The 23,270-nt window shown below is 37.6% G+C and carries 22 protein-coding genes; 15 read left to right on the top strand and 7 right to left on the bottom strand.

Features of this window, described 5'->3' with window-relative positions:
* Positions 1 to 179: 179 nt before the first annotated feature.
* Positions 180 to 566: a BlaI/MecI/CopY family transcriptional regulator gene (locus tag AC27HL_RS16695; RefSeq protein WP_487082186.1), complete on the top strand. Its 387-nt coding sequence runs from the start codon at positions 180 to 182 to the stop codon at positions 564 to 566.
* Positions 567 to 605: 39 nt separating this feature from the next.
* Entirely contained in the window at positions 606 to 2,567 is a 1,962-nt protein-coding gene (locus AC27HL_RS16690; RefSeq protein WP_487082185.1) for a TonB family protein, read from the top strand.
* A 6-nt stretch (positions 2,568 to 2,573) separates the two neighbouring features.
* On the opposite strand, the gene AC27HL_RS16685 is transcribed toward AC27HL_RS16690, so the two are convergent.
* Positions 2,574 to 3,077 (bottom strand): Spy/CpxP family protein refolding chaperone, encoded by a 504-nt coding sequence (locus AC27HL_RS16685; RefSeq protein WP_487082184.1) that lies wholly within the window; start codon positions 3,075 to 3,077, stop codon positions 2,574 to 2,576.
* A gap of 144 nt (positions 3,078 to 3,221) precedes the next feature.
* Here AC27HL_RS16685 and AC27HL_RS16680 point away from each other — a divergent pair, with 144 nt between their 5' ends.
* Genes AC27HL_RS16680 through AC27HL_RS16670 form a run of 3 tightly spaced genes read left to right on the top strand, consistent with a single transcriptional unit; the run spans position 3,222 to position 6,395 of the window.
* The gene (locus tag AC27HL_RS16680) at positions 3,222 to 3,926 is read left to right on the top strand and encodes a response regulator (RefSeq protein WP_487082183.1); all 705 of its coding nucleotides are present in this window, start codon (positions 3,222 to 3,224) and stop codon (positions 3,924 to 3,926) included.
* Entirely contained in the window at positions 3,926 to 5,335 is a 1,410-nt protein-coding gene (locus AC27HL_RS16675; protein WP_487082182.1) for a HAMP domain-containing sensor histidine kinase, read from the top strand. Before AC27HL_RS16680 ends, AC27HL_RS16675 begins: the two co-directional genes overlap by 1 nt.
* Before the next feature lie 49 nt (positions 5,336 to 5,384).
* A complete protein-coding gene (locus tag AC27HL_RS16670; protein ID WP_487082181.1) occupies positions 5,385 to 6,395 on the top strand; it encodes an alpha/beta fold hydrolase in 1,011 nt (336 codons plus the stop codon).
* A 2-nt stretch (positions 6,396 to 6,397) separates the two neighbouring features.
* On the opposite strand, the gene AC27HL_RS16665 is transcribed toward AC27HL_RS16670, so the two are convergent.
* Positions 6,398 to 7,339, bottom strand: a complete 942-nt coding sequence (locus AC27HL_RS16665) for a cation diffusion facilitator family transporter (protein WP_487082180.1) — start codon at positions 7,337 to 7,339, stop codon at positions 6,398 to 6,400.
* Between the two features lie 153 nt (positions 7,340 to 7,492).
* On the opposite strand from AC27HL_RS16665, the gene trmL reads away from it, so the two are divergent.
* Positions 7,493 to 7,957, top strand: a complete 465-nt coding sequence (gene trmL / locus AC27HL_RS16660; protein ID WP_487082179.1) for a tRNA (uridine(34)/cytosine(34)/5-carboxymethylaminomethyluridine(34)-2'-O)-methyltransferase TrmL — start codon at positions 7,493 to 7,495, stop codon at positions 7,955 to 7,957.
* 71 nt (positions 7,958 to 8,028) lie between these two features.
* Here trmL and gpsA read toward each other — a convergent pair whose 3' ends face one another.
* From gpsA to AC27HL_RS16640, 4 genes are all read right to left on the bottom strand, one after another.
* Positions 8,029 to 9,036, bottom strand: a complete 1,008-nt coding sequence (gene gpsA / locus AC27HL_RS16655; RefSeq protein WP_487082178.1) for an NAD(P)H-dependent glycerol-3-phosphate dehydrogenase — start codon at positions 9,034 to 9,036, stop codon at positions 8,029 to 8,031.
* A gap of 3 nt (positions 9,037 to 9,039) precedes the next feature.
* Entirely contained in the window at positions 9,040 to 9,546 is a 507-nt protein-coding gene (gene secB / locus AC27HL_RS16650; RefSeq protein WP_487082177.1) for a protein-export chaperone SecB, read from the bottom strand.
* A gap of 77 nt (positions 9,547 to 9,623) precedes the next feature.
* Positions 9,624 to 9,881 carry a glutaredoxin 3 gene (gene grxC, locus AC27HL_RS16645; protein ID WP_487082244.1) on the bottom strand — a complete coding sequence of 86 codons (258 nt, stop codon included), beginning with the start codon at positions 9,879 to 9,881 and terminating at the stop codon, positions 9,624 to 9,626.
* Between the two features lie 17 nt (positions 9,882 to 9,898).
* The gene (locus AC27HL_RS16640; protein WP_487082176.1) at positions 9,899 to 10,327 is read right to left on the bottom strand and encodes a rhodanese-like domain-containing protein; all 429 of its coding nucleotides are present in this window, start codon (positions 10,325 to 10,327) and stop codon (positions 9,899 to 9,901) included.
* Positions 10,328 to 10,604: 277 nt separating this feature from the next.
* Here AC27HL_RS16640 and gpmI point away from each other — a divergent pair, with 277 nt between their 5' ends.
* The 3 genes from gpmI (at position 10,605) to AC27HL_RS16625 (ending at position 14,172) form a co-directional block, all read left to right on the top strand.
* Positions 10,605 to 12,146 (top strand): 2,3-bisphosphoglycerate-independent phosphoglycerate mutase, encoded by a 1,542-nt coding sequence (gpmI, locus tag AC27HL_RS16635; protein WP_487082175.1) that lies wholly within the window; start codon positions 10,605 to 10,607, stop codon positions 12,144 to 12,146.
* A gap of 9 nt (positions 12,147 to 12,155) precedes the next feature.
* Positions 12,156 to 13,322, top strand: coding sequence for a murein hydrolase activator EnvC family protein (locus tag AC27HL_RS16630; protein ID WP_487082174.1), 1,167 nt, complete (start codon positions 12,156 to 12,158; stop codon positions 13,320 to 13,322).
* Between the two features lie 103 nt (positions 13,323 to 13,425).
* Positions 13,426 to 14,172 (top strand): divergent polysaccharide deacetylase family protein, encoded by a 747-nt coding sequence (locus AC27HL_RS16625; protein WP_487082173.1) that lies wholly within the window; start codon positions 13,426 to 13,428, stop codon positions 14,170 to 14,172.
* 19 nt (positions 14,173 to 14,191) lie between these two features.
* On the opposite strand, the gene AC27HL_RS16620 is transcribed toward AC27HL_RS16625, so the two are convergent.
* Positions 14,192 to 14,959, bottom strand: coding sequence for a S1 family peptidase (locus tag AC27HL_RS16620; RefSeq protein WP_487082172.1), 768 nt, complete (start codon positions 14,957 to 14,959; stop codon positions 14,192 to 14,194).
* A gap of 112 nt (positions 14,960 to 15,071) precedes the next feature.
* Here AC27HL_RS16620 and AC27HL_RS16615 point away from each other — a divergent pair, with 112 nt between their 5' ends.
* From AC27HL_RS16615 to AC27HL_RS16590, 6 genes are all read left to right on the top strand, one after another.
* Entirely contained in the window at positions 15,072 to 15,893 is an 822-nt protein-coding gene (locus AC27HL_RS16615; protein WP_487082171.1) for a patatin-like phospholipase family protein, read from the top strand.
* A 146-nt stretch (positions 15,894 to 16,039) separates the two neighbouring features.
* Entirely contained in the window at positions 16,040 to 16,858 is an 819-nt protein-coding gene (locus tag AC27HL_RS16610; protein WP_487082170.1) for a PEP-CTERM/exosortase system-associated acyltransferase, read from the top strand.
* A gap of 50 nt (positions 16,859 to 16,908) precedes the next feature.
* Positions 16,909 to 17,760 carry a ThiF family adenylyltransferase gene (locus tag AC27HL_RS16605; protein ID WP_487082169.1) on the top strand — a complete coding sequence of 284 codons (852 nt, stop codon included), beginning with the start codon at positions 16,909 to 16,911 and terminating at the stop codon, positions 17,758 to 17,760.
* A gap of 83 nt (positions 17,761 to 17,843) precedes the next feature.
* Positions 17,844 to 20,525, top strand: coding sequence for an XrtA/PEP-CTERM system TPR-repeat protein PrsT (gene prsT, locus AC27HL_RS16600; RefSeq protein WP_487082168.1), 2,682 nt, complete (start codon positions 17,844 to 17,846; stop codon positions 20,523 to 20,525).
* Positions 20,526 to 20,587: 62 nt separating this feature from the next.
* A complete protein-coding gene (xrt, locus tag AC27HL_RS16595; RefSeq protein ID WP_487082167.1) occupies positions 20,588 to 21,925 on the top strand; it encodes an exosortase in 1,338 nt (445 codons plus the stop codon).
* 176 nt (positions 21,926 to 22,101) lie between these two features.
* On the top strand, positions 22,102 to 23,109 hold the full coding sequence (locus tag AC27HL_RS16590; RefSeq protein WP_487082166.1) for a THxN family PEP-CTERM protein: 1,008 nt from the start codon (positions 22,102 to 22,104) through the stop codon (positions 23,107 to 23,109).
* The last annotated feature ends 161 nt before the right edge of the window (positions 23,110 to 23,270 follow it).

Here is a 23,270-nt window from a genome sequence, read left to right as displayed (position 1 = left end):
GCGACGAGTCAAGAAAATATTACAATATTTCAGTAATTTAAATTGGTAAATAACAACAATTTAATAAAGGGTATTGCTCATTTATTCTACTCAAGCTAGGATAGGAGTAATAAGATACGAGCTTATTCGTATAAAAATAATGCAAGCAATTATAAACAATTTTGCCTTAAGGAATCTCAATGTTACGAGATAAATCAGATATCAAGCCAACTGAAGCTGAGTTAACGTTGCTTAATATCCTCTGGAAAATGGGTCCAGCAACAGTTCGACAAATTCATGAATCAGTTAGTCAAACACAAAAAACAGGCTATACTACCGTATTGAAAATATTACAAATAATGCATGAAAAGGCGTTAGTTATACGTGATGAAAGTAATCGCGCACATGTTTATGCGGCTGCAAATAGCGAAGTGGTAACACAATCCTCTTTATTAAAAGATTTAGTATCAAAGGCATTTGGTGGCTCAACATCAAAATTAGTAATGCGAGCTTTAGATGACTCTACCAGTAAAGAAGAAATAGAAGATATTAGACAATTACTCAACGAACTTGAGCAGCAACCATAACATTAACGGTTAGATATTTAACGGTAAACTATATATTCAATGATGCAGGAAAGCTTAGTAAATAGTCCTTTTTTAGCTGGTATAGCAATAACTCTTATCCATTTTCTATGGCAAGGAGTTTTAGTTGCGCTGGTATTAAAAGTATTACTTTCATTGATTTCTCATCAAAAATCTCAAACTCGGTATGGCTTAGCGTCTCTTGCCATGGTTGCCAATCTTGCGCTGCCACTAATTACTTTTTTTATTGTATACGATATTGAATATCGCCAAGCGACTAACTTCGCCCAAACATTACCTTTGCTTGACCAAAGCTTATTTTTAGAGCAAAGACAAGCTAACACATGGTATTTTGAATGGTTTGAATACTTACCTAGCATTTCAATTATCTGGCTAAGTATTGTTACCTTATTAGCAACGAAAGTACTTATTGAACTTTACAATGTTAACAAACTGCCACAACAGGGCACTGTTAAAGCTGATATCGCCTTGCAAGCTAGGTTTGATAACTTAGTCGCCAAAGTAGGTGTAACACGAAAAGTAACGTTATTACTATCTACAAAAGCCAATATTCCTATGGCGATAGGCTGGTTAAAGCCCATCGTACTTATTCCATTTAGTATGGTTTCGGGGTTAACACCACAGCAATTAGATATGCTACTTTTGCACGAGCTAGCGCATATTCGTCGTCATGACTATTTCGTGAATTTTTTACAGACATTAGTTGAAACACTGCTATTTTTTCACCCTGCGGTGCGTTGGGTTTCAAAGCAAATGCGCAATGAAAGAGAATATTGTAGTGACGATATTGCAGTAGAACATAGTGGCAACGCCCTAGCTTATGCTCACACTTTGGCGGATACGGCATCACTATGCCAAAAGCACAGGCATCATGCTATTCCCAATATGGCAATGGCAGCCTCCGGTGGCGATTTAAAGCAACGGGTTGTAAGGTTACTTGATAATCAACCAAACTGCACTCAAGCGACAGAATCAGGAAAGTGGTTAGCTTCATTTACGATTTTATTTGCCATTATTTTTGGTTTTTCTAAGTATTCATTAACGCTACCTGTGATTGATTTGCAGTCGGGAAGCATCTCACTTGCTCATTCTCCGGTAGAGTTAAAAAGCAGTGCAGCCGCTTTCGCGCCAATAGCACTAGAACAAGTTAGTAGTAACTCTTCTCTTGCACGCCAGCTTATTGCTATCAACAGCTCTGAAACGCCACAAGAACCAAACGCAGCAAAAGCAAGTAACAATATTAAAAATGACATAAAAGTTAAAAATACTCCGGAAAAAAGCACAACAAAGCAAGCTAAATTAGCGCAAAATTCAACGACTAAATATCAACGCAACACAAGCTTGAATGAATTACCTATTGTTTTAGGCTCAAGTGAAGCAGTAACTAAAGCAAGTGCGAGCAAACCTTTGACGGTAAGTAAAGAAACGCAAAAATCTAAATCTATCTCAGAACTAGCCTTTGAGCGTACCGACTCAAAAAGCAATCAAGCTACGCTTGATAACCCATATTCAGAGCAAGTCGCGTCATTACTCAATGAACCTAAACCTAGTGAAAACGCATTAAATTCAGCTTCTTTAAATAAAACAATCGCGCTAGAGCCAACGACTCTGAGTAATAAAACTTATGGTGAATTTGAGCATAATGTAAGTGATAATTTAAAAAGAAATTACCGCAATAACCTAGCTGAAAACACCGTAATTAACCCTAAACATAAACAAGCGAAACTGATTGCCTCTACCGAGCCTAGATACCCTTCTTCGGCAAAACGAAAAGGTATTGAAATAGAAATTATGGTTGAATTTAATATCGATAAAAACGGCTTAGTAAAAGATATTCAATTTGAATCAAAAAGCAAGGTAAGCTATTTTCGAAACGCCATTCGCAATGCCATGGAAAAATGGCGCTTTCTACCTGCCGAAAAAAACGGCGTAGCAGTAGAAAGCAAAATGTCTAAAATATTTTCGTTCAGTTTACTTAAATAAATCAAATTATAAGAACTGACCTCGCCCGCCCTTCATTGAGTTAAATTTCTCTTTTTGCTCAGGGGTTAATATTTGATATATAGCATGTCGAACTTTTGCTTTTTCCATGGCAATATTTTCAAGCACAGGTTGAAACTCAGCATAAATCGCTTTAAATTTTTCTTCATCAAAGACACTTTCTTGTGCTAATAATTTAAGTTGTGCTTTAAAACCAGAAAGCTCTTCACGACGCTCTTTTTTTTCTGCCTTGGTATTAGAAAATATTTCTCGAACTTGTATACGTTGTTCTTTACTTAACTCAAGTTCCATTGCCATCATTTTAAAGCGCTGCTTCATTCTTTTTATATGATGTCCATGACCACTTTTTTTAAACGCGTGCTGCTCTGCTCTTTCACTAAATTGAATATTGTCATAACCATTGGCTCCAGCAGTATATGAAGCCAAGCTAAGTACTGTTATCGTTGCTATTAAATAGGGCTTTAGTGTTAATACTGAATTTGATATTTTCATAACTTTAACTCCTCAATTAATTCAACGTCAGTATAAAAGTTGCAACGAAAAGAAACGCAAACCAACGTAAATGTTATGTAAATATTCTCAGTTCAAGTAAATTTATACGTTATTATACTGGTATGTACATAAAACTTGGCCGTAATGATGAAGAAACATAAGCTATTACTCATCGATGATGATAAAGAACTGGCAGAGCTACTATCTGACTATTTAGCGACCGAAGGTTTTGAGCTCGTCTGCTGTTACGATAGTGTTTCTGGGTTAGAACAAGCATTCGACGCAAGTATTTCAATGATATTATTAGATGTAATGATGCCCGGTTTAACAGGCTTTGAAGTGTTAAAAGCACTCGGCGGCAATCATAAAACACCAATACTCATGTTGACTGCAAAAGGTGATAACGCTGATCGTATTTTAGGGTTAGAATTAGGCGCTGATGACTATTTACCGAAACCTTTTCAACATCGAGAACTGCTTGCCAGAATTAATGCCATACTTCGTCGTATTGATATTGTGCAAACAAGCAAAGAGCAAAACCCAGTTCTTGAAGTTAATGGTGTTATCTTAAATCATGCAACACGCCAAGTAACTTGTCACAATGAAATCATTGAATTAACAGGTACTGAATATCAAATAATTGAACACCTGATGTCTAAACCCGGTGAAATTGTTAGTAAAAATGAAATTTCTGAACGCGTACTTAAGCGTAAACTAAGCGCCTTTGATCGCAGCATCGATATGCATGTTAGTAATATTAGGCGCAAACTATTACCTTTTAGTCCAACGGACAAGTTTAAAACTATACGTGGTGCCGGCTATATTTTTTTAGCAGGTGAATTTAGCTAATGTTAAAGTTTACGAGTCGCTTTACCTCTATTGGCGCAAAATTATTTATTTGTTTCTGGTTGATTATAATATTAACCATAGGTATTACTCGTCTAGTATCAGAGCAATTTCGACCTAAAAGCTTTATTGCTCCCAGTCACCATATGGACATTGCAAAGCTTAAGCGTGTTGAAAACATAATTTCTCAGTCAAACATTGTCAATCCGCAGCAGATATTAACCTTATTGCCGAAACGTAAAAATAAAGAGTTATTAGTTAAAAACATGCAGACCAATGACGTTATCTCAAGTGGCAATTGGCATGTTTCAAATTTAAAGAGTTTCCTGCAAGAAAATAACCTAGAGAGCCTAACCACCATCAAGTTTGAATTTTTCCGTATGACTGGCCCTGTCACCATTAATATTGGCGATACCCCTTTTCAAGTATTTTTAGCTGACAGAGAAAGAAAGTTACGCTTTGGCAGTTTTATGCTTCGACTACCCATATGGATCCGAATCGGCATTCCTATCATTATTAGTTCAGTTTTCCTTTGGCTATTAGCTCGCTCATTAACAAAACCACTAATTGCGATGCAAAAAACGGCGGCTCGTTTTGGCGATGGAGAGCTAACAGCTCGAGTTCCCCTTGCAGCACAAAGGAATGACGAAATTGGCGCTTGTGCCGCCAGTTTCAATTTAATGGCAGAAAAATTAGAGCAAAACATAGGCTCACATCAGCGTTTAATGGCCGATGTATCTCATGAATTACGTTCGCCAATGACTCGGCTGCAAATTGCTTTAGGGCTAGCACAGCAAGAAAGTATTAACCCGGAGTTGCTACAAAAACACTTGCAGCGATGTGAGTTAGAAGTAGCACGACTTGATGAAATGATCTCCAATGTTTTATCGCTTTCCAGAATGGAAAACACTATTAGCCAAATGGAACTAATGTCGGTAGATTTAAAACAATTATTGCAGCTATGTATTGAAGACGCTCAATATATTGCCAACGAAAAATCAATCAATATCAATTTTCAAAACAATGGCGTTAGTTTAACTCAAGCTGATCCTAACTTACTTGCAAGCGCGTTTAATAATATTTTGATCAACGCCGTTAAATATAGTCATCATAATGATCAACTCAATGTAAGCTTAGTGAAAAAAGAGAGTCATTTTGTTATCAATATCATTGATAGTGGAATAGGCGTACCTCCAGCTGATTTAAGCCGACTATTTGAACCATTTTACCGCGTAACGCAAGCGCGCGACCGAGCAACAGGCGGAACTGGTTTAGGCATGGCGATAGCAAAACAAGCCGTTATTGCACACGGCGGTAAAATATTTGCTAAGAATAATGATAACAAAGGGCTAACTGTCACTATTGAAATACCCATTGTAATAGATAAAAATAACCATCATGGAATTAGCTAAAATAAAACTAATAACAACAATTTTCCTTCTTCTCACAGGATTCTCATTAATGGCCGATGCTGCAACTATGGTAGAAAACCGAGCGCTTACTTCAGATAAAGTTGCGGCAATTAAGTCTTTCTGGCAAGAAGTGAGCGAAGCAAGGTTTATAAGCCAAGACCAAATCACTATTGCTTATGTTACTAATTTCAAGCGGCATAATAAACCCTATATTGTTATTATACCGGGGCGTTCAGAGAGCTATTTAAAATATCAGGAACTCGCCTATGATCTTGATTTGGCAGGTTATGATAGTGTTATTATTGACCACCGTGGCCAAGGTTTATCGCAACGCTTAGTTGAGAATCAATGGCAAGGTTATGTTGAAAAATTTGATGATTATGCCAAGGATATCAACCAGCTTCTCAATAAAGAATTACCACGTTTACATCCAAAAAAGCTGCATAAGCAACTTATATTAGCTCATTCCATGGGTGGAGCCATAGCGCTCAGGTATTTACAACACTATCAAAACAATGTGCAGTCAGTAGCACTAAGCTCCCCGATGATCGCTATTTCTAGTGGCGGTATACCAAACTGGCTCGCTCAAACCATTGTAAAATCTGGTACAAAATTAAACCATTGGTTATCTGACAATCCATGGTACTTTTTTGGCCAAAACGACAGCAATATAACGCCATTTGCTGAAAATAAACTTATGCATTCAAAAATTAGATACCAGCGCTTTCAGGAATTATATCAACAACGTCCTGAGCTTCAGCTAGGTGGCGTAACATTTAATTGGCTTGCCCAAGCGCTAAAAGCCAATGTTGATATTTTTCATAATGTATCAAGCATTACGGCACCTGTATTATTGATGCAAGCAAGTGAAGAGCATATTGTAGATAACAGCGCTCAAGATGACTTTTGCCAACAGTTAAACCAAGCGCATCCAAAGTCTTGCCCAGGTGGAAAACCCAAACAAATCTTAGGCGCGTATCATGAGCTATTTTTCGAAATCGACGAGCATCGTAATACCGCTATAAATGCGGCACTTAATTGGTTTGAGAAAAAACATTAATATCATTCGTTAGTGTATGGCTCAACAGCCTTTTCATTATTTGCCAATTCCTCACCAACAACGGAAGACGGATCATGATGAATAAAAACTTCACATGGCGCCAGAGCCTTAATAATCTCCTGCTCTATAGCTTCACCAATGCTGTGGGCCTCTAGCAGAGAAAGGTTGTCATCTAGCTCTAAATGAAATTGTATAAACTTGTTCTGCCCGGCTTGGCGCGTTCTTAATTCATGCAAGCCCAGCGCACCTTCATGTTGAAGAACAATTTGCTTTATACGCTCCAACTCTTGCTCAGTAAGCTCATGATCCATTAATTGATGAACGCTTATCCAAATAATTCTACTGGCACCAACGATCAGGAATCCCCCCACTGCAACGGTAAAAACACCATCAGCTTGCAACCAATACCCTTGGCTTAAAAATAATGCTAATAAAACACCTAAATTTAAGAGCAAGTCAGACTGATAATGAAGTGCATCAGCACTAATTGCCACCGATTTAGTTTTTGCAATAACGTACCTTTGAATTACAACCAATAATAGTGTCATCACAATTGCGATTACAGAGACCCAAATACCCACTTCAGTTCTGACAACTTGTTGCGGATTAATTACCCTGTCAACACCATTAAATACTAACAACAAGGCGGAGCCAAGTACGAATGCGGCCTGCACTAAACCTGCAAGACTTTCAGCTTTACCATGACCAAATTTGTGTTCGTCATCGGCCGGAGCCAAAGCATAGCGTAAGATTATGACATTCATTACCGAGGCAAATAAGTCCAGAATGGAATCGGTTGCGGAAGCTAACATAGCACTGGCATCAGTAACAAACCAAGCATATAGTTTCAAGACAACAAGCAGTAAGGCTGTGGTAGTTGCGGCAAAGGCTGCCAACTTAACAAGAAACGTATACCGTTCTGGCTTTACGCTATTTTCATCCATAGTTTACTCCTGTGAATTAGCCCCAATCCTAGATAAATACTGTAGCTAATGGCTACAGTACAAAATGTATAATATTTTCTTAGTACAGCTATTAAGCTCGACAATAAGCAGGGTATAATAATATTCATTATAGAATTAAATTAAGCGCGAACTATGCTAGATGTCGTTTTATTCCAACCACAAATTCCACCTAATACAGGCAATATTATTCGCTTATGCGCCAATACGGGCTTTAGGTTACACCTTATTGAACCATTAGGCTTTGATCTAGAAGATAAAAAATTAAGAAGAGCCGGGTTAGACTATCATGAATTTGCTGCACTTAAACGCCATGCAAATTATCAAAGTTTCATTGAAAGTGAACAACCGAAACGTGTACTAGCGGTAACAACTAAATCAACTAGTTATTACGGTGATATCGAATTTCAATCTGGCGATTATTTATTGTTTGGCTCGGAAACTGGTGGCTTACCAGAAGATGTTAGGCAGCAAATACCTGATCAAGATAAAATTCGTATTCCAATGATAAAAGACAGTCGTAGCATGAACTTATCTAATGCAACAGCTGTTATTATTTATGAAGCGTGGCGACAGCTTGGTTTCGCCAACTCCGTCTAAAAACTAAAAAACGGCGGGTTATCACAAGATAAAACGCCGTTTTATATAGACAAAATGAACCCGGTCTATCGCTATTCGAATTTACGTTCACGCGACAATAAATCGGCTGCCGCAAGTCGAGCATCTTTGCCACAATAAAGTACTTGATACACTTGTTCAACTATCGGCATTTCTACACCAACTCGCTCTGCAAGCATATAAACTTCTTTAGTATTGCGATAACCTTCAACAACTTGGCCAATACCTGCCATAGCTTTTTCCACAGTATCGCCATGACCAAGCGCTAACCCAAAGCGACGATTACGCGATTGATTGTCGGTACAAGTCAATACTAAATCGCCTAAGCCAGCCATCCCCATAAAGGTAGACGGCTCCGCATTTAAAGCACACCCTAAGCGCGTCATTTCAGCTAAACCTCGGGTGATCAAAGCTGTACGCGCATTAGCACCAAAACCTATACCATCAGCCATACCTGCACCAATTGCGACAACATTCTTTACCGCACCACCGAGTTGAACACCAATAAAGTCATTATTACTGTACACTCTAAAAGTGCGTTCACAATGCAGTAAATTAGAAATATCGCTAACTAAGCTGTCATCACTTGAAGATAAAGAAATAGCAGTCGGTAAACCTGCGGCCATTTCCTTTGCAAACGTTGGCCCTGAAAGCACGGCTAATGAAACCTTTTCTCCGAGAATTTCTCGTGCCACATCTTGCAACAAACGACCCGATTCATGCTCTAAACCTTTAGTTGCCCATATTAAACGAGCGTCATTACGCATATGCGGCTTAATTTGCTTCAGCACTTCACCAAAGGCATGACTGGGTACAACCAAAAGAATATTTGTGCTACTACTGGTAACCGCAGCTAAATCATCACTGACAGCTAACGACTCTGGAAATTGGCTGCCCGGCAAATACTTTTCATTTGCACGAGTTCTGGCCATTTCAGCAACATGCGCTGAACCTCGCCCCCAAAGTAGGGTTTTATGACCATTACGCGCTAAGCAAATTGCCAGTGCAGTGCCGTAAGACCCTGCACCTATAACTGCGATAGCGGCCGAATGACTAGTCATATATTAGTGAGTTTCAGCACTTGTTGGAGCTTGCTCAGCGTTTGCTTGTGCTGCTCTTTGTTGTACATAATTGGCAAATAATGCTTCAAAGTTAACTGGCGCTAAATTGATTTGTGGGAATGAACCACGGCTAACTAAGTTAGCAACAGATTCACGTGCATAAGGGAATAACGTTGTTGGACAGAACGCACCAATAGTGTGCGCTAATTGCGCTTCTGGTAAATTACCAATAGTGAAAATACCTGCTTGTTGTACTTCAGCTAAAAATGCAGTTTGCTCTTCAACTTTCGCTGTTACCGTTAATGAAAGTGTTACTTCAAAGGTATCATCAGCTAATTTAGTAGATTTTGTGTCAATATCTAATTGAATTTCTGGCTTCCATTCTTTTTGAAAAATAGCCGGAGAATTTGGCGTTTCAAAAGAAATATCTTTTGTGTAAACTCGTTGGATTGCAAATTGTGGTGCTTGTTCGCTTGTTGCTTCTGCGCCGTTTTGGTTTTCGTCAGCCATTTTCTTACTTCCTATATTTTTCGCCAGTTTCGGCGAATTAATTCTAAAATTATTTTTACTTATTCAGGTAACTAATATTAGCCTGCGATAAGTGTTGTTAGTTTACCTTGAGCGTGCAATGCAAATAGATCATCGCAACCACCTATATGTTGGTTATTGATAAATATTTGCGGCACAGTTGAAGCGCCATGACTACGTGTGATCATTTTTTCACGTAAAGCCGCATCACCATCAATTTTTATTTCGTTATACGCAACTTGCAAATCATCCAATAAGGCTTTTGCTCGCATGCAATAAAAACACGTTACCTTAGTATAAATTTCAACTGCCATTATATTATCTCGTTAGCTCATTACTTTTTGGCAAGCGGTAAACCAGCATTTTGCCACGCATTCATACCGCCTTTAAGCAAGTTAACACGTTTAAAGCCAGCTTTTGCCATTTGGCTTGCCACTTTACTCGCACTAATGCCAGCTGTACATACAATAATGATGGGATCATCTTTATGCTTTTCAAGACTAGTGAAATCATTTTTGTTAACTTTTTCACTATTTAAATGGATTGCATCAACAATATGACCGGCTTTAAAGTCTTTCTCGCTTCGGGTATCTACAACAACACCTGACTCTCTATTCACTAAAAAGGTCAATTGTTGAGTGCTCAATTGCTTGATTGGTGACATTTGAATTTTAATTGTCAGCACAATTATCATTAGTACTAGGGCAAGCCACACTGCACTCAATAAAGGTTGGCTCATTGCAAACGTAATTAGTTGGTCCATAAATTCTACATTCTAATAAACTAAAATTGGCCACAGTATACAGGCTAAAATTACAAACCCAAACTGAACTTTTCATTGTTGCTGGCATTTAATGCAACTAAGGTTATTTTGATCGACCTAGTAATAGTTCTTCAAAGCAAAATGCTACCATTACTGAAACATTTTCTCATTAGTGACAGAAGATATTCTGAGCAGCTCTTGATATACTGCCGCTGAAAATATATTTTTATCCGTTAGCTGATATTTATCGCGCTTTTATTAATTCAAGGAAATCGTAATGCCAAACAAGAAGTCGACAGTTCTTATTATTTTAGATGGTTGGGGATACAGAGAAAACACTGAATCTAATGCCATTTTTCATGCAAAGACTCCAGTACTCGATGACTTAATGGCGAACAAGCCAAATATGCTTATACAGACGTCAGGCATGGCAGTCGGCCTTCCTGATGGGCAAATGGGTAACTCAGAAGTTGGTCATGTGAATTTAGGCGCTGGACGTATTGTTTATCAAGACTTCACTCGCATAACAAAGGCAATTAATGACCAAGAATTTCAAGTTAACCCAGCATTGTGCAAAGCGGTTGATACGGCAGTAGCAAGTAACAACGCCGTGCACGTTTTCGGTTTGTTATCTCCTGGTGGCGTACACAGCCACGAAGATCATATTTTTGCTATGCTAGAGACAGCGGTAAAACGCGGCGCGACCCAAGTATATTTGCATGCTTTTCTAGATGGGCGAGATACGCCGCCGCGCAGCGCTGAAGCATCATTAATAAAAGCTCAAGAAAAGTTTAATGAACTTGGTTATGGCCAAATCGCGTCAATTATAGGTCGATATTACGCAATGGACAGAGATCAGCGTTGGGAGCGTGTTGAGCAAGCCTATAATTTGATGGTTTCGGGTGAAGCTCAATACCAATATTCATCGGCCACTCAAGCATTAGCTGCTGCTTACGCTCGTGATGAAAATGACGAATTTGTTAAAGCGTCTGCAATTACCAATCAAGATGGTGAAACAATCAAAGTCAATGATGGCGACGCCCTGATATTTATGAATTTCCGTGCAGATAGAGCCCGTCAATTTAGCCGTTGCTTTACGCAGGCTGATTTCTCTGGCTTTACTAAGAAGCAGCAACCGAAAATTAGTGATTTTGTTATGTTAACTCAATATGCTGCCGATATTGATGCATCTTGTGCTTTTCCGACCATGCAACTCGACAATGTACTAGGTGAATGGCTAGAGAAGCATAATAAAACCCAACTGCGTATCTCTGAAACTGAAAAATATGCTCATGTCACTTTTTTCTTTAGCGGTGGCAAAGAAGATACCTTCAAAGGTGAAGAACGAGTATTGATCCCATCACCACAGGTTGCCACCTATGATTTGCAGCCAGAAATGAATTCAACATTATTAACTGACAAACTTGTTTCTGCTATTGAAAGTGGCGAACACGACTTTATCGTCTGTAACTATCCTAATGGTGATATGGTAGGTCATACAGGCGATTTTGATGCCGCAGTTAAAGCCTGTGAAGCAGTCGATATCAGTATCGCGAGAGTATTAAAAGCATTAGATAAAACAGGCAGCGAATGTTTGATTACCGCTGATCACGGTAATGCAGAACAAATGCTAGATAGCGTGTCAGGACAAGCTCATACAGCACACACTTGTGAACCTGTACCGTTAATTTATGTAGGTAGAAATGCACAAGCTGCAAAAACTGGCGCATTAAGTGATATTGCCCCAACAGTGTTAAATTTAATGGGGTTGCCTCAACCAACAGAAATGACCGGCAGCAATTTAATGAAGCTTGCATAGGCCATTCTGGTGTTTTTAACAAAGAATTTAAAAGTAAAAAGGTCATTCGCCAGCAATATTTGTATTGTTGGCGTTATAATTTTTTGCAGCTCTGCTGTTGCTTTTGCACAAAGTGACAGTACTGAAAGCACCAATAAAAAACTCGATGAAATACAAAGGGCAATAAGCCAACAAAAGCATAATTTAGCAAGTACCAACGTAAAAATAAGTGATTTAGAACAACAATTAAAAGTTGATGATATTGCAATAGGCAAAATAGCTAAAGCACTGCGAGCAACTAATAGTCAGCTTATCACGAGTCAAAAAAAACTAGCGCAACTTGCATTAGAAAAAAAACAACTAGACCTAGAAAAAAAGCAGCAAGAGCAAATATTAGCAAAGCAACTTCGGGCAGCATACTCTGCTGGTCATCATGACTATTTGAAACTGATATTGAACCAAGAAAACCCGGCGAGTGTGCAACGCACCATCACCCATTATCAGTACTTAAATAAAGCTAGAATCAATGAAATAGAAGCATTTAAAAACACTATCGCCAAGCTAAATGATGTAGTGCAACAGCAACAAGTTCAAAGCAAACAATTAGAAAAACTAACTCACGAGCAACGTCAACAAAAGCAAATACTTGAACTGTCTAAAGCCAAACAAAAACAAACGCTACAAGCACTCAACTCCAAAAAGCTGACAGAGCAAGGAGAATTGGCAAAACTTGAACAGCAAGAAGCGTCAATTGTAGCCTTACTAAAGCAAATGGCTGAAGCTGCACGTACAGCAGAAAACTTAAAAGGATTAAGCAAACTAAAGCACAAGCTGTCTTGGCCAGTAAAAGGCAAAATTCAACATAGCTTTGGTACAAGAAAGCAAGGCTATTTAAAATGGAAAGGCGTATTTTTGTCAGCGCCTATTGGTAGGCAAGTAAAAACAATTCATAGCGGTACCATATTATTTTCTGATTGGCTAAAAGGTTACGGATTGGTAACTGTAGTTGATCATGGCGATGGTTATATGAGTTTATATGGTCATAACCAAGCGTTGCTTAAGTCTGTTGGCGAGCATGTTGAAGCCGGAGAGCCAATTGCCTTAACCGGTCAAAGTGGCGGCCAATCACAATCCGGTTTGTATTTTGAAATAAGGCATGCCGGAATTGCAAAAAACCCAAAACTCTGGTGCAAATAATAATTACCTACACTATTTACATCGATTTCATCACAGTTAACTGTTAGGCTTAGCCTTAAAATAATAAGACAAAAAAAGACTATACGTGCTGCGACTACCTTTCATGCTTTGTATACTAGTAAGTACACTCAGCTCATTTTCCTTTTTATCTAATGCCGCACAGGTTGCTATCATTATTGATGATATCGGCTACCGAAAAAGCGATATTCAAGCATTGTATCTCCCTGGTAGTATTAGTTATGCAATATTACCGCATACGCCGTACGGAAAAGCCTTAGCGTTACAAGCCAAAGCCAAAAATAACGACGTCATTCTTCATATTCCAATGGAAGCAAAAAATGGTAAAAAATTAGGGCCAGGCGCACTCACCAGCGACATGACTGAACTGAGTATTCGACAAGAATTGTCAGATGCTTTTGCAGAGGTTCCATTCGCCCTGGGTATCAATAATCACATGGGCAGCAAGCTTACCGAGTTATACAAACCTATGGCTTGGACTATGCAATTTCTCAAAGAGCGAAACTTAATTTTTATTGATAGTAAGACCAGCCGCGCCAGCCAAGCAGAAAAAATTGCTCAAAATTTTGGCGTACCTAGTTTGCATCGACATATTTTTCTTGATAATCAATTAGAGCATTCATATATCAGTAACCAATTCAACAAACTCATCCGTGCAGCGAAAGCATATAAAACCGTTGTTGCCATTGCTCATCCTCATCCTGAAACTGTCCGTTCATTGACCAAACTTTTGCCTCAACTGAAAAAGAATAATATTGAACTGGTTTCAATATCAACCTTGTTAAATAAGCAAGTCAGTCAAATAACACCACAAGTTCAAGCTGACGATTAATACCGCCTAATAGCTGAAACTAGTTTAAATCAATACTGTGCTTTTTTAATAACTGATGTAAATATTTCACCGGAATGGCATAAGTAATACCACTGGGCTTACTGATCACTGTTTCCTTACTTTGCTGGACAAATACTTTATTAATAATACCAACAACCTCACCTGTTTCAACGTCATACATAGCACTTCCGCTGTTGCCAGGATATGCTGTTGCATCTAATTGATAAACCAAATACGGGTCACGTAACCGTTTTAACATGGCAATACTAATTTGTCGCGAATCATCAACCGGGGTTATAGTTGGAGTAACTGCGGCAATAATACCTTTATGTGTAACTGGGTATAAGCCTAACACCGCTCCGATAGGAAACCCCGTAAAGGCGATATCACGGCCTTCATCAAGAAAATCATACTTAGCTAATTTCAATGCGGGTAATGCCTTGCCTTCAATTTTAAGTATGGCAATATCATGCTCTTTATCGTGTGCGACTAAATTGGCAAAAATAACCTTAGCCGCTTGCCCTTTACCGCTAAATACCGCCAGCTTTTGCAATAGGCTGGCATCTAGTTCTCGCTCAATAACATGGTGATTAGTAACGACATAAGTTCCATCTCCAATAATAAAACCACTGCCAAACAGCTGATTTTTTGGCCGTCCGGTAGGCGTATGCACACCAATTCCAACCACAGATGGCTTGATCAGACGAACGGTATCAACTAAATCACCATAAGCTTTTAGGCTATTTATTATTAAGGCCGCCAACACTAAGTTAATTATTAATTTCATAAACTCGCTTGAGGATAGATAAAGGTAAATTCTACTTAAATTTAGCATATTTAAGTTAGCGAATTAAAAATTTTTGTACATAATTACATTACTTAATGTAGGAGGACGCTACGTGGCGAAAATTGTACCTATTTTGGCAGGAGGCGGAACTCGTCTGCCAGCTCATATTGGTGTATTACAAGCTTTAAAAGAATTAGATATCAATTTTTCTCATATTGTCGGCGTATCAGGTGGCAGTATCATCGCGAGCTTATACGCATCGGGACTATCGATTGATGAAATTAAGCATATAGCTATAACCACCAATTACAATCAGTTTAGAGGTTTTTCGTTACTTAATTTAATTAGAAATGGCGGCTTAAGCTCTGGTGATGTATTTGAAAATTGGGTCGACAAGCACCTAAAAGGCAAAACATTTGCCGAAATAGACGCTAATTTACATATTGTTGCCACCGACGTTAAAACCGGTCGCCCTGTTATTTTTAATCGTGATAGAACACCGGGCATGAAAATTTCACAAGCTGTGCGATTTTCAATGTCCATTCCACTGGTTTTTAGCTTTAAAAACTTTGGCAAACACTTAATGGTAGACGGCAGTATTCTATCAGAAGATGCCTTACACAGAGACTGGGCAATGGATGGCACGCCAGTATTGTGTTTTCGACTTCGCGGTGAACATGAATATGACGAACTGAAAACGAACGGGCTATTTCCAATTATTAATTATGTTACTTTATTAATTCGCACCTTTATGACGACAATATCTCGAGAATATATCAATGATGCATTTTGGCACAATACTATCATCATCAATACAGGTTTATCTTCTGCCGTCGACTTTGGTATGTGCGAAGAAAAAAAAGTAAGTTTATTTAATATTGGTTATCAAACCGCAATAGAGATAGTGCCAATAAAAACAAATTATAAGAAGTGATTAAATTTACAACTAATTCATCAATAATTAACTAATTTATTCTATAATCAACTCATAAATAGCTAATTTAATTATACAACTAGCATTAAATAAAGTAATAATAGTAAACGCACTTAACGATAAGCCTTTAATAAGCTGAGGGAATAATGAGCTGGAGCAAGAAATTGCTAAATGCGCCTGTCATAGGGAACATCACTAAGCGTATTGCATCAATGAAAGTTAATCATGATGCAATGAATATTGCTGAGCATTTCACTCAATTTTTAAAGCCAGAAGTTGCCATTAACGACAGCTTACGCGATGAAGTATTTCGCATTCGACACAATGTTTATTGTGAAGAACTTGCTTTTGAGAAAATAAAAGACGAAGGCAAGGAACAAGACGAGTTTGATGCACAATCTATTTTTTCAATGATCAAGCACAAGCCAACCAACACATACACTAGCTGTGTACGTGTGGTAAAATCCGCAAACGAAACAGAATTACTCCCAATAGAAAAATACTGCTTAGAAGCGATACAAAATGCCGAGCTACACCCCAGTAATTTTCCTCGAAACGAAATCGCCGAAATTTCGAGGCTGGCAGTAAAAGCAGACTTTAGGCGACGTAAAACCGATAAATTTAAAGGCTCAGCTGTAGGTGCCATTAGTGAGTCTAGCTACTCTGAAACAGAGTTACGCTGCTTTCCATTTATTGCCATTGGCTTATATATGGCAGCTGCCACTATGAGTATAGAAACAGGTGTTAAACATGTTTATGTCATGATGGAGCCTAGATTAGCTCGTAGTATGAAATTTGTTGGCATTAACTTTATTCAACTTGGTGAAGCTATTGATTACCATGGTTTACGTGCTCCTTATTATATTAATCCAACAATTTTTATGGAAAATTTAACGCCAGGGTTTAAATGTTTATACGACGCCATAGCTAAAGACATCTGTAAGCATTTATCACTAGTTAAATAACTGTATAAAGTTTAACCGGCAATTCAACATGAAAGGAAACAGGATATAAGATGTTTAATTACCAAGATGCATTTTCCAGAAATATTGGTTGGGTTACTGAAGATGAACAATTGCAGTTACAAAATAAAAGAGTCGCTATAGCTGGCGCAGGCGGTGTTGGAGGAATACATTTGGTTACGCTTGCCCGCTTAGGTATAGCTAACTTTAATATTTCTGACTTTGATGACTTTGAAGTACATAATTTTAATCGCCAATCAGGTGCATTTATGTCAACCCTCGGCCAGCAAAAGGTCGATGTTATGGAAAATATTGCCAAAGATATAAATCCTGAGGCAGACATAAAATCATTTCCAGAGGGCATTTTTTCACATAACGTAGATGAATTCTTAGAGGATGTTGATATTTACGTTGATGCGCTTGATTTTTTTGCGCTAGAAGCACGCAAAACAGTTTTTCAAAAATGCTATGAAAAAAATATTCCCGTGATCACTGCTGCACCGCTTGGTATGGGCTGTGCTTTTCTTTGTTTTATGCCTGGAGAAATGTCCTATGAAGAGTATTTTCGTTTTTCAGGTAAATCAGAGCAAGATCAGTTAATTCAGTTTCTTATTGGTTTATCACCAGCCATGCTACAACGCCCCTATTTGGTTGATAAATCTCGTGTCAGCTTTACTGAAAAACGTGGTCCTTCTACACCAATGGCTGTTAATTTATGTGCCGGAATTGCAGGAACCTACACACTAAAAATTTTACTAAATAGAGGTGACATTATTTCAGCCCCTCATGGTTTACATTTTGATGCTTACCGCAATAAGTTTACCAAAACATGGCGACCGTTTGGTAACGCCGGCATCATCCCTCGTATCATGTTTCATATCGCACGACGAATAGTTTGTAAATAACCCTAAATACAACTGTTGTATTACCACAAAAGCTCAGTATACTTTCTAGCTTAAGTTTGTGCCTCCTAGTAAAGGGATTTTAAATGAATAAATATTTTGCTAAATTGCTTCCATCAGCACTAGCCATAGCGTTAGTAGCCTGTTCAGCACCTAAAGACAACGCAACACTGCTTTCTCAAGCTAAAGCATCAATGCAAAATGGAAATAGTGGCGAAGCTGTTATTAACCTTAAAAATATTTTACAAAATGATCCAAATCATAAAGATGCACGCTTTTTACTTGGCAAAATTTACTTAGATGCCGACAATTTTGTAGGTGCTGAAAAAGAATTTAACAGAGCACTACAAGGAAACGTACAAAATCAGCAAGCAGCATTATTGCTTGCAAAAACACAGTTACTTCTAAGTAAATTTGAAGAAATCAAAAGCACACTGGCTGATATACAGTTTTCTAATGTAGATGACCAAATTTACGCCTTACTTTTACAGGGACAAGCTAATTTAAGTTTAGATAAGCTAAATGAAGCAAAAGAAAATATTCAAGAAGCGAATGATCTAAGTAGCAGCTCTCAGCACAGTGTATTAGGAAGAGCTTTTGTTGCAGTATATGAAAACAGTAACACTGAGGCTCTTACTCTTGTAGAAGAGCTTTTAAATAATGATGCTAAATTTCAAGAAGCATGGTTATTAAAAGGAAGTATTTTAAGCAATACTGGACAATACTTGGCAGCAGCTCAAGCGTATAGTGAATACTATAAACTTAAGCCCAATAATATGGGCATAAAAACTATCATTGCTCACAATTATGTTCGTGCTGGCGAGCTAGATAAAGCTAAACAGCACATCAATGAATTACGAAAGATTAATGAAAACCACCCTACTGTTAACACGTTAGCAGCCCAAATTGAATATGCTGAAGGAAATTACGAATCAGCTAAAGAGCTTGCAGAAAGTGTGGTTAGTGCCACAAACAATGGTTTAGCTCAAATGATCTCGGGGCTGAGTAACTTTCAGTTAAACAATGATGAACAAGCATACTCCTCTCTTAATGCCATTAGTAGTCATTTACCAAAAGACCATAAGGTGCACAAAGTACTTGCAATATTACAAGTTAAACTTGGTTATAGTGAGCAACTAGAGGAGTCATTAGCCGGCTTCTCAGATACTTCTAATGATTCAGGAATTTATGCCAATTTAGGTATGGAATTCCTTCAACAAGGCAATAAAAATTCAGCTATTGAAATGTTTGAGAAGGCAAGCAAACTCTCACCTAAAGATACAAAAGTGAAAGCTCAACTTGGTATTTTGAAACTTAAAAAAACAGAAAGTGAAGCAATTAGTGAACTTACTGAAGTTTTAGAACTTGATCCGGATTTTAAAGCAGCCAATATTGCTTTAGCAATGACGCATTTAAAAAACGGTGATACAGAAAAAGCTATTCAAATAGCAGATCGTTGGATAGCTGAAAATCCTAAAAATAATGCTGCCATTATTTTACGCGGAAATATAGCCTTAAAATCAGGGCAACAAGATGATGCAACTAAGTACTTTATTCAAGCAAATGAAAATGATCCTACTGACGTATTACCTCTTTTCAATTTAGCCGTTATCTCCGCAGAGAAAAAAGAGTTTAATCAATCGAATAAACTACTCGATAAAATATTTGCCTTGGATTTAGAGTATCCATTTGCGTACCGATTAGCGATAAGCAATTCATTACAATTAAAAACAGAGCAAGAATTAAAAAATAAGCTAATAGCAATTATTACTCAAAATCCAACATCTGTTTGGCCAAAAGTTATTCTCGCTCGGAAATTTGCAATTGAGAAAAACTTTGAAAAAGCATTATCTATCTTAGAAAAAGACGCTGATTATACAAAAATGCCCAATGTTTACTTTCGATCGTTATCGGCAATTCTACTTGAGAGTAAGCAAACTAAAAGGCTTAACGAGCTATACGAAAACTGGCAATTAGCACAACCCAATAATGAGTCTGCTTATTTGCATCAGGCCGCATTTCAAGATCAGCTAAAAAACTATTCGGCGGCATTAGAATCGATCCAAAATGGCCTTGTTAAAGAGCAATTGAAATCAAATTTTAAGCTTCAGTCACTAGAAGCATACTATTTATTGGCGACTAAACAGAACGAACTAGCAAAACAAAAAATTAATATTTTGGCCAATAAAAATTCAAACGACCCATTAGTATTAAGAATGCAAGGACAAATTGCTTTAATTAACAATAATTACGACTCTGCCGTTGATTTTCTTCAGCGTTCGTATAGCAGCAACAAGAAAGAAGCGGTAGGTCTAATGTTAGTAGCTGCATATAAAGCCGCTAACAGAGCTACGGATGCAATTAAATTTTTAGATACGGAACAAGCAACATTCACTAATAGTAACGCCTACAAAAAAATACTAGCTGAGTTGTATATTAAGGATAAACCCCAAAAAGCAATTGCTAACTACTTATCTATATTAGAGCAGTCCCCTAATGACGTAGTAACGTTAAACAATTTGGCTTGGACATATTACGAGCAAAAACAATACGATAATGCCTTAGTTTACGCTGAGAAAGCGAAATCGCTTGCACCAAAGCACCCTCAAGTACTTGACACTTTAGGTATCATTTTAATTAAAAAAAATAAAATACAGCAAGCTATAAGTATATTGGAATTAGCTCAGTCTATTGACAAAAATGATAGCTCTATCAAAGAGCACCTCGCACAAGCAAGGTTAGCAATGCAAACTAACGAAACAAAATAATAGTTAAATATGCCGTGGTATGCGCTTATTTTATTTGCCTGCCACGTATAAAATGGTGACACTTGAATTTTTTAAAGCGCTACAATTCATTACTTCTCTTAGCAGTAGTTTATATAGCTATTGCGTTAACTCAGCTACCTATTATTGAGAATTTTTGGCGTTATAGTTTTGATGATGGTACCTATTCGCACGCTTTTTTAATTCCATTTATTTGCATCTACCTATATTGGTTACTATTCCAGTCGGGCGAACTCATTTTTAATAAAAAAATTCATCTTGGCGCCTTAATTTCAGTTATTTTGACAAGCTATATATTGTGGGTTTCTATAAATGCACAATTCCCTACAGGCTATCGTATTAGCTTTATATTATTTATAGCCGCGATTACCACACTAATATTTAAACCATCGATAAAAGTGCTATTTCCAGCGCTATTTTTAATTTTTCTCACCCCTATTTGGGGCGCGGCAACGGTAATATTACAAAATATATCGACCTACGCTGTAACATACTTAATGAACCTCTCCGGAATTCCAATTTTTGTTGAAGGCAATACCATTGCAATACCATCTGGCGTATTTGAAATTGCTGGAGGGTGCAGTGGTTTACGCTATTTAATTGTTTCATTGGCAATTTCAAGCTTATTTATCTTCTTAAACATTCGAAAATATAGTCACGCCGTTCTATTTATATCTATAGCTATTATTGGAGCATTGATCACCAACTGGATCAGAATAACTGCACTCATAGTAATTGGACACGTCACAGAAATGCAAAGTGATTTAATGCAAGATCACAATAGTTTTGGCTGGTATATATATATGCCTTTTATGGCTTGGCTTTTTTATTTTGGACAACGCTATGTAATTGCGGAGGATAAAAAAGTAACTGAAATTTCTCAAACAACTATTGAGTATAAAAATGTGATGCTTTGCCTAACTGCTATAATTCTTATATCTAACCCTTTAAGAAATTTGCTTCTAACATCAAGTAGCGAAGGTAATCAATGCCTAGAAATTAACTCAATTCACCCCACCCCAGACCTATTTTTACCTGCAGCTCAATGCAATATAACAGCCAATACCCAAGATAAGTTCACTATTACCTATATCTACAACGATGCAAAGCTTGAAGGTGCTGTTGATTATTATCTTAATGAGTTTACTCCTCAACATTGGCTTATAGAGAGTATGTTGCAAACTGATGAAAGTAATAATTTAGTCGTATCGAAAAATGGGCAGTATTATCAAATCTCCTATCTATTTGAAAGCCATGGTATTGCTACGAGTAGCCTAAAAACGTTAAAAAAATTGAAGTTGTTACAAGCATTAACAAAACCAAGTGTTACCAAATTGAAGTGGCAAGCAACTCGTTGTGAAAATAAATGTCGACAACTTTAAACATTGCTGCAATTTGCAAAAAAATATTGTCAATTAATTTTACAGACTGTTACACACTTGCCAGCAACGAAACATTAAAGCATTGAAACAAAACGATTTTTAATACATGGCACACCTTCTGCATTAACTAAGGAAATTATGAATTAAATCTGTATTATTTCTAAGGAAGATGAAGCATGAACACTAAATTGAAATTACTATCAGGTTTGCTTATCGCTGGTCTAGCAAATACAGCGAATGCCAACCTTATTACAAACTGGGCTTACACTAACCAAGCTGGTTTTGAAGCTGGTTATACTGATACGTCAAACACAGCAATCACTAGCGACAATGTTGTTGCAACTGGTAACTCAGCTGGGGGGGATGTTAATGATCTTTCTGATAATGCAGGTAATATTTTAAATACTGATGGTAACTGGGCAAATGGCGTAGCAGGCGATGACGCTTTATCTACTGCATTAACATGGGGTACTCCAGCCGCGGGTGCTGGCAACCCACAAAGCTCTCTAAGCATTGATAGTCCAATTAACGATACTATGGTTACAGATGGTGCATGGGCACAAGGTACGGCAATTACACATGAAAACTGGGTAATTGTAGGTGACTCTCTTACGAGTGCATCAGTATTAGATGGCTTAGCACTAATTCCTACTGATTGGGAAGGTAAAGGCGATGACGCTGCATATGATGCATTATTAACTAACAGTCAACCATACTTCGCACCACAACTAGAATTTGGTATTAACTTTTTCGAAACTCCTAATGGCGGCGTAAGCTGTCCAAATGGTGAAGCTAATTTCCAAGGTGATAATGCGAATGGTTGTGGTGATATCTTTGAAATTACTGGTTTAGAGAATTTACCTTTAGTCCCTGTAGTTGGTCCTGATTTCATTCAATTCACAGTTCCATTTGTATTACAAGATATTAATGGTCCAATTCCTGGTTGGAACGATGTTGAGTACTTCGTAACTACTCGTTTATCTGGTTTAACTACATTGCCTGCTGACTATGAATGTTCAAATGGTCAACCTGCATGTTTTGGTTTTGTAACCGTTGAAGAGAGAACCAACGTACTTGACGCACAATTTAGAGTTAGTACTGTTCCAGAACCTACAACTATTGCATTATTTGGTCTAGGCTTACTTGCTACAGGTTTTGCAGGTCGCAAAAAGCGCAACGTATAAACCATAAGTATATCCCACTAAAATCCGGCTTTTAAGCCGGATTTTTTTATTCAGCTTTTTGAGTAATAAAATAACTCGGCAATATAGTCTATAGATAGATGACTTAAAATAGGAATAGAAATATGCCAATTACAAGCGATATGGTTTACTAATATACAAGT

Source organism: Colwellia aquaemaris, assembly GCF_057548755.1.
Note: the sequence above shows the minus strand (reverse complement) of the source record. Positions and strands in the feature narration are given on the sequence as shown.

What these genes read in the sequence shown, in the direction of transcription:
- AC27HL_RS16610 (WP_487082170.1), top strand. Translation starts at nt 16,040, where the DNA reads ATGAGCTGGAGCAAGAAATTGCTAAATGCGCCTGTCATAGGGAACATC.
- AC27HL_RS16590 (WP_487082166.1), top strand. Translation starts at nt 22,102, where the DNA reads ATGAACACTAAATTGAAATTACTATCAGGTTTGCTTATCGCTGGTCTA.
- AC27HL_RS16685 (WP_487082184.1), bottom strand. Translation starts at nt 3,077, where the DNA reads ATGAAAATATCAAATTCAGTATTAACACTAAAGCCCTATTTAATAGCA.
- AC27HL_RS16620 (WP_487082172.1), bottom strand. Translation starts at nt 14,959, where the DNA reads ATGAAATTAATAATTAACTTAGTGTTGGCGGCCTTAATAATAAATAGC.
- AC27HL_RS16670 (WP_487082181.1), top strand. Translation starts at nt 5,385, where the DNA reads ATGGCCGATGCTGCAACTATGGTAGAAAACCGAGCGCTTACTTCAGAT.
- AC27HL_RS16625 (WP_487082173.1), top strand. Translation starts at nt 13,426, where the DNA reads ATGCTTTGTATACTAGTAAGTACACTCAGCTCATTTTCCTTTTTATCT.
- AC27HL_RS16680 (WP_487082183.1), top strand. Translation starts at nt 3,222, where the DNA reads ATGATGAAGAAACATAAGCTATTACTCATCGATGATGATAAAGAACTG.
- AC27HL_RS16675 (WP_487082182.1), top strand. Translation starts at nt 3,926, where the DNA reads ATGTTAAAGTTTACGAGTCGCTTTACCTCTATTGGCGCAAAATTATTT.
- AC27HL_RS16640 (WP_487082176.1), bottom strand. Translation starts at nt 10,327, where the DNA reads ATGGACCAACTAATTACGTTTGCAATGAGCCAACCTTTATTGAGTGCA.
- secB (WP_487082177.1), bottom strand. Translation starts at nt 9,546, where the DNA reads ATGGCTGACGAAAACCAAAACGGCGCAGAAGCAACAAGCGAACAAGCA.
- AC27HL_RS16605 (WP_487082169.1), top strand. Translation starts at nt 16,909, where the DNA reads ATGTTTAATTACCAAGATGCATTTTCCAGAAATATTGGTTGGGTTACT.
- prsT (WP_487082168.1), top strand. Translation starts at nt 17,844, where the DNA reads ATGAATAAATATTTTGCTAAATTGCTTCCATCAGCACTAGCCATAGCG.
- AC27HL_RS16665 (WP_487082180.1), bottom strand. Translation starts at nt 7,339, where the DNA reads ATGGATGAAAATAGCGTAAAGCCAGAACGGTATACGTTTCTTGTTAAG.
- gpmI (WP_487082175.1), top strand. Translation starts at nt 10,605, where the DNA reads ATGCCAAACAAGAAGTCGACAGTTCTTATTATTTTAGATGGTTGGGGA.
- trmL (WP_487082179.1), top strand. Translation starts at nt 7,493, where the DNA reads ATGCTAGATGTCGTTTTATTCCAACCACAAATTCCACCTAATACAGGC.
- gpsA (WP_487082178.1), bottom strand. Translation starts at nt 9,036, where the DNA reads ATGACTAGTCATTCGGCCGCTATCGCAGTTATAGGTGCAGGGTCTTAC.
- AC27HL_RS16690 (WP_487082185.1), top strand. Translation starts at nt 606, where the DNA reads ATGATGCAGGAAAGCTTAGTAAATAGTCCTTTTTTAGCTGGTATAGCA.
- AC27HL_RS16695 (WP_487082186.1), top strand. Translation starts at nt 180, where the DNA reads ATGTTACGAGATAAATCAGATATCAAGCCAACTGAAGCTGAGTTAACG.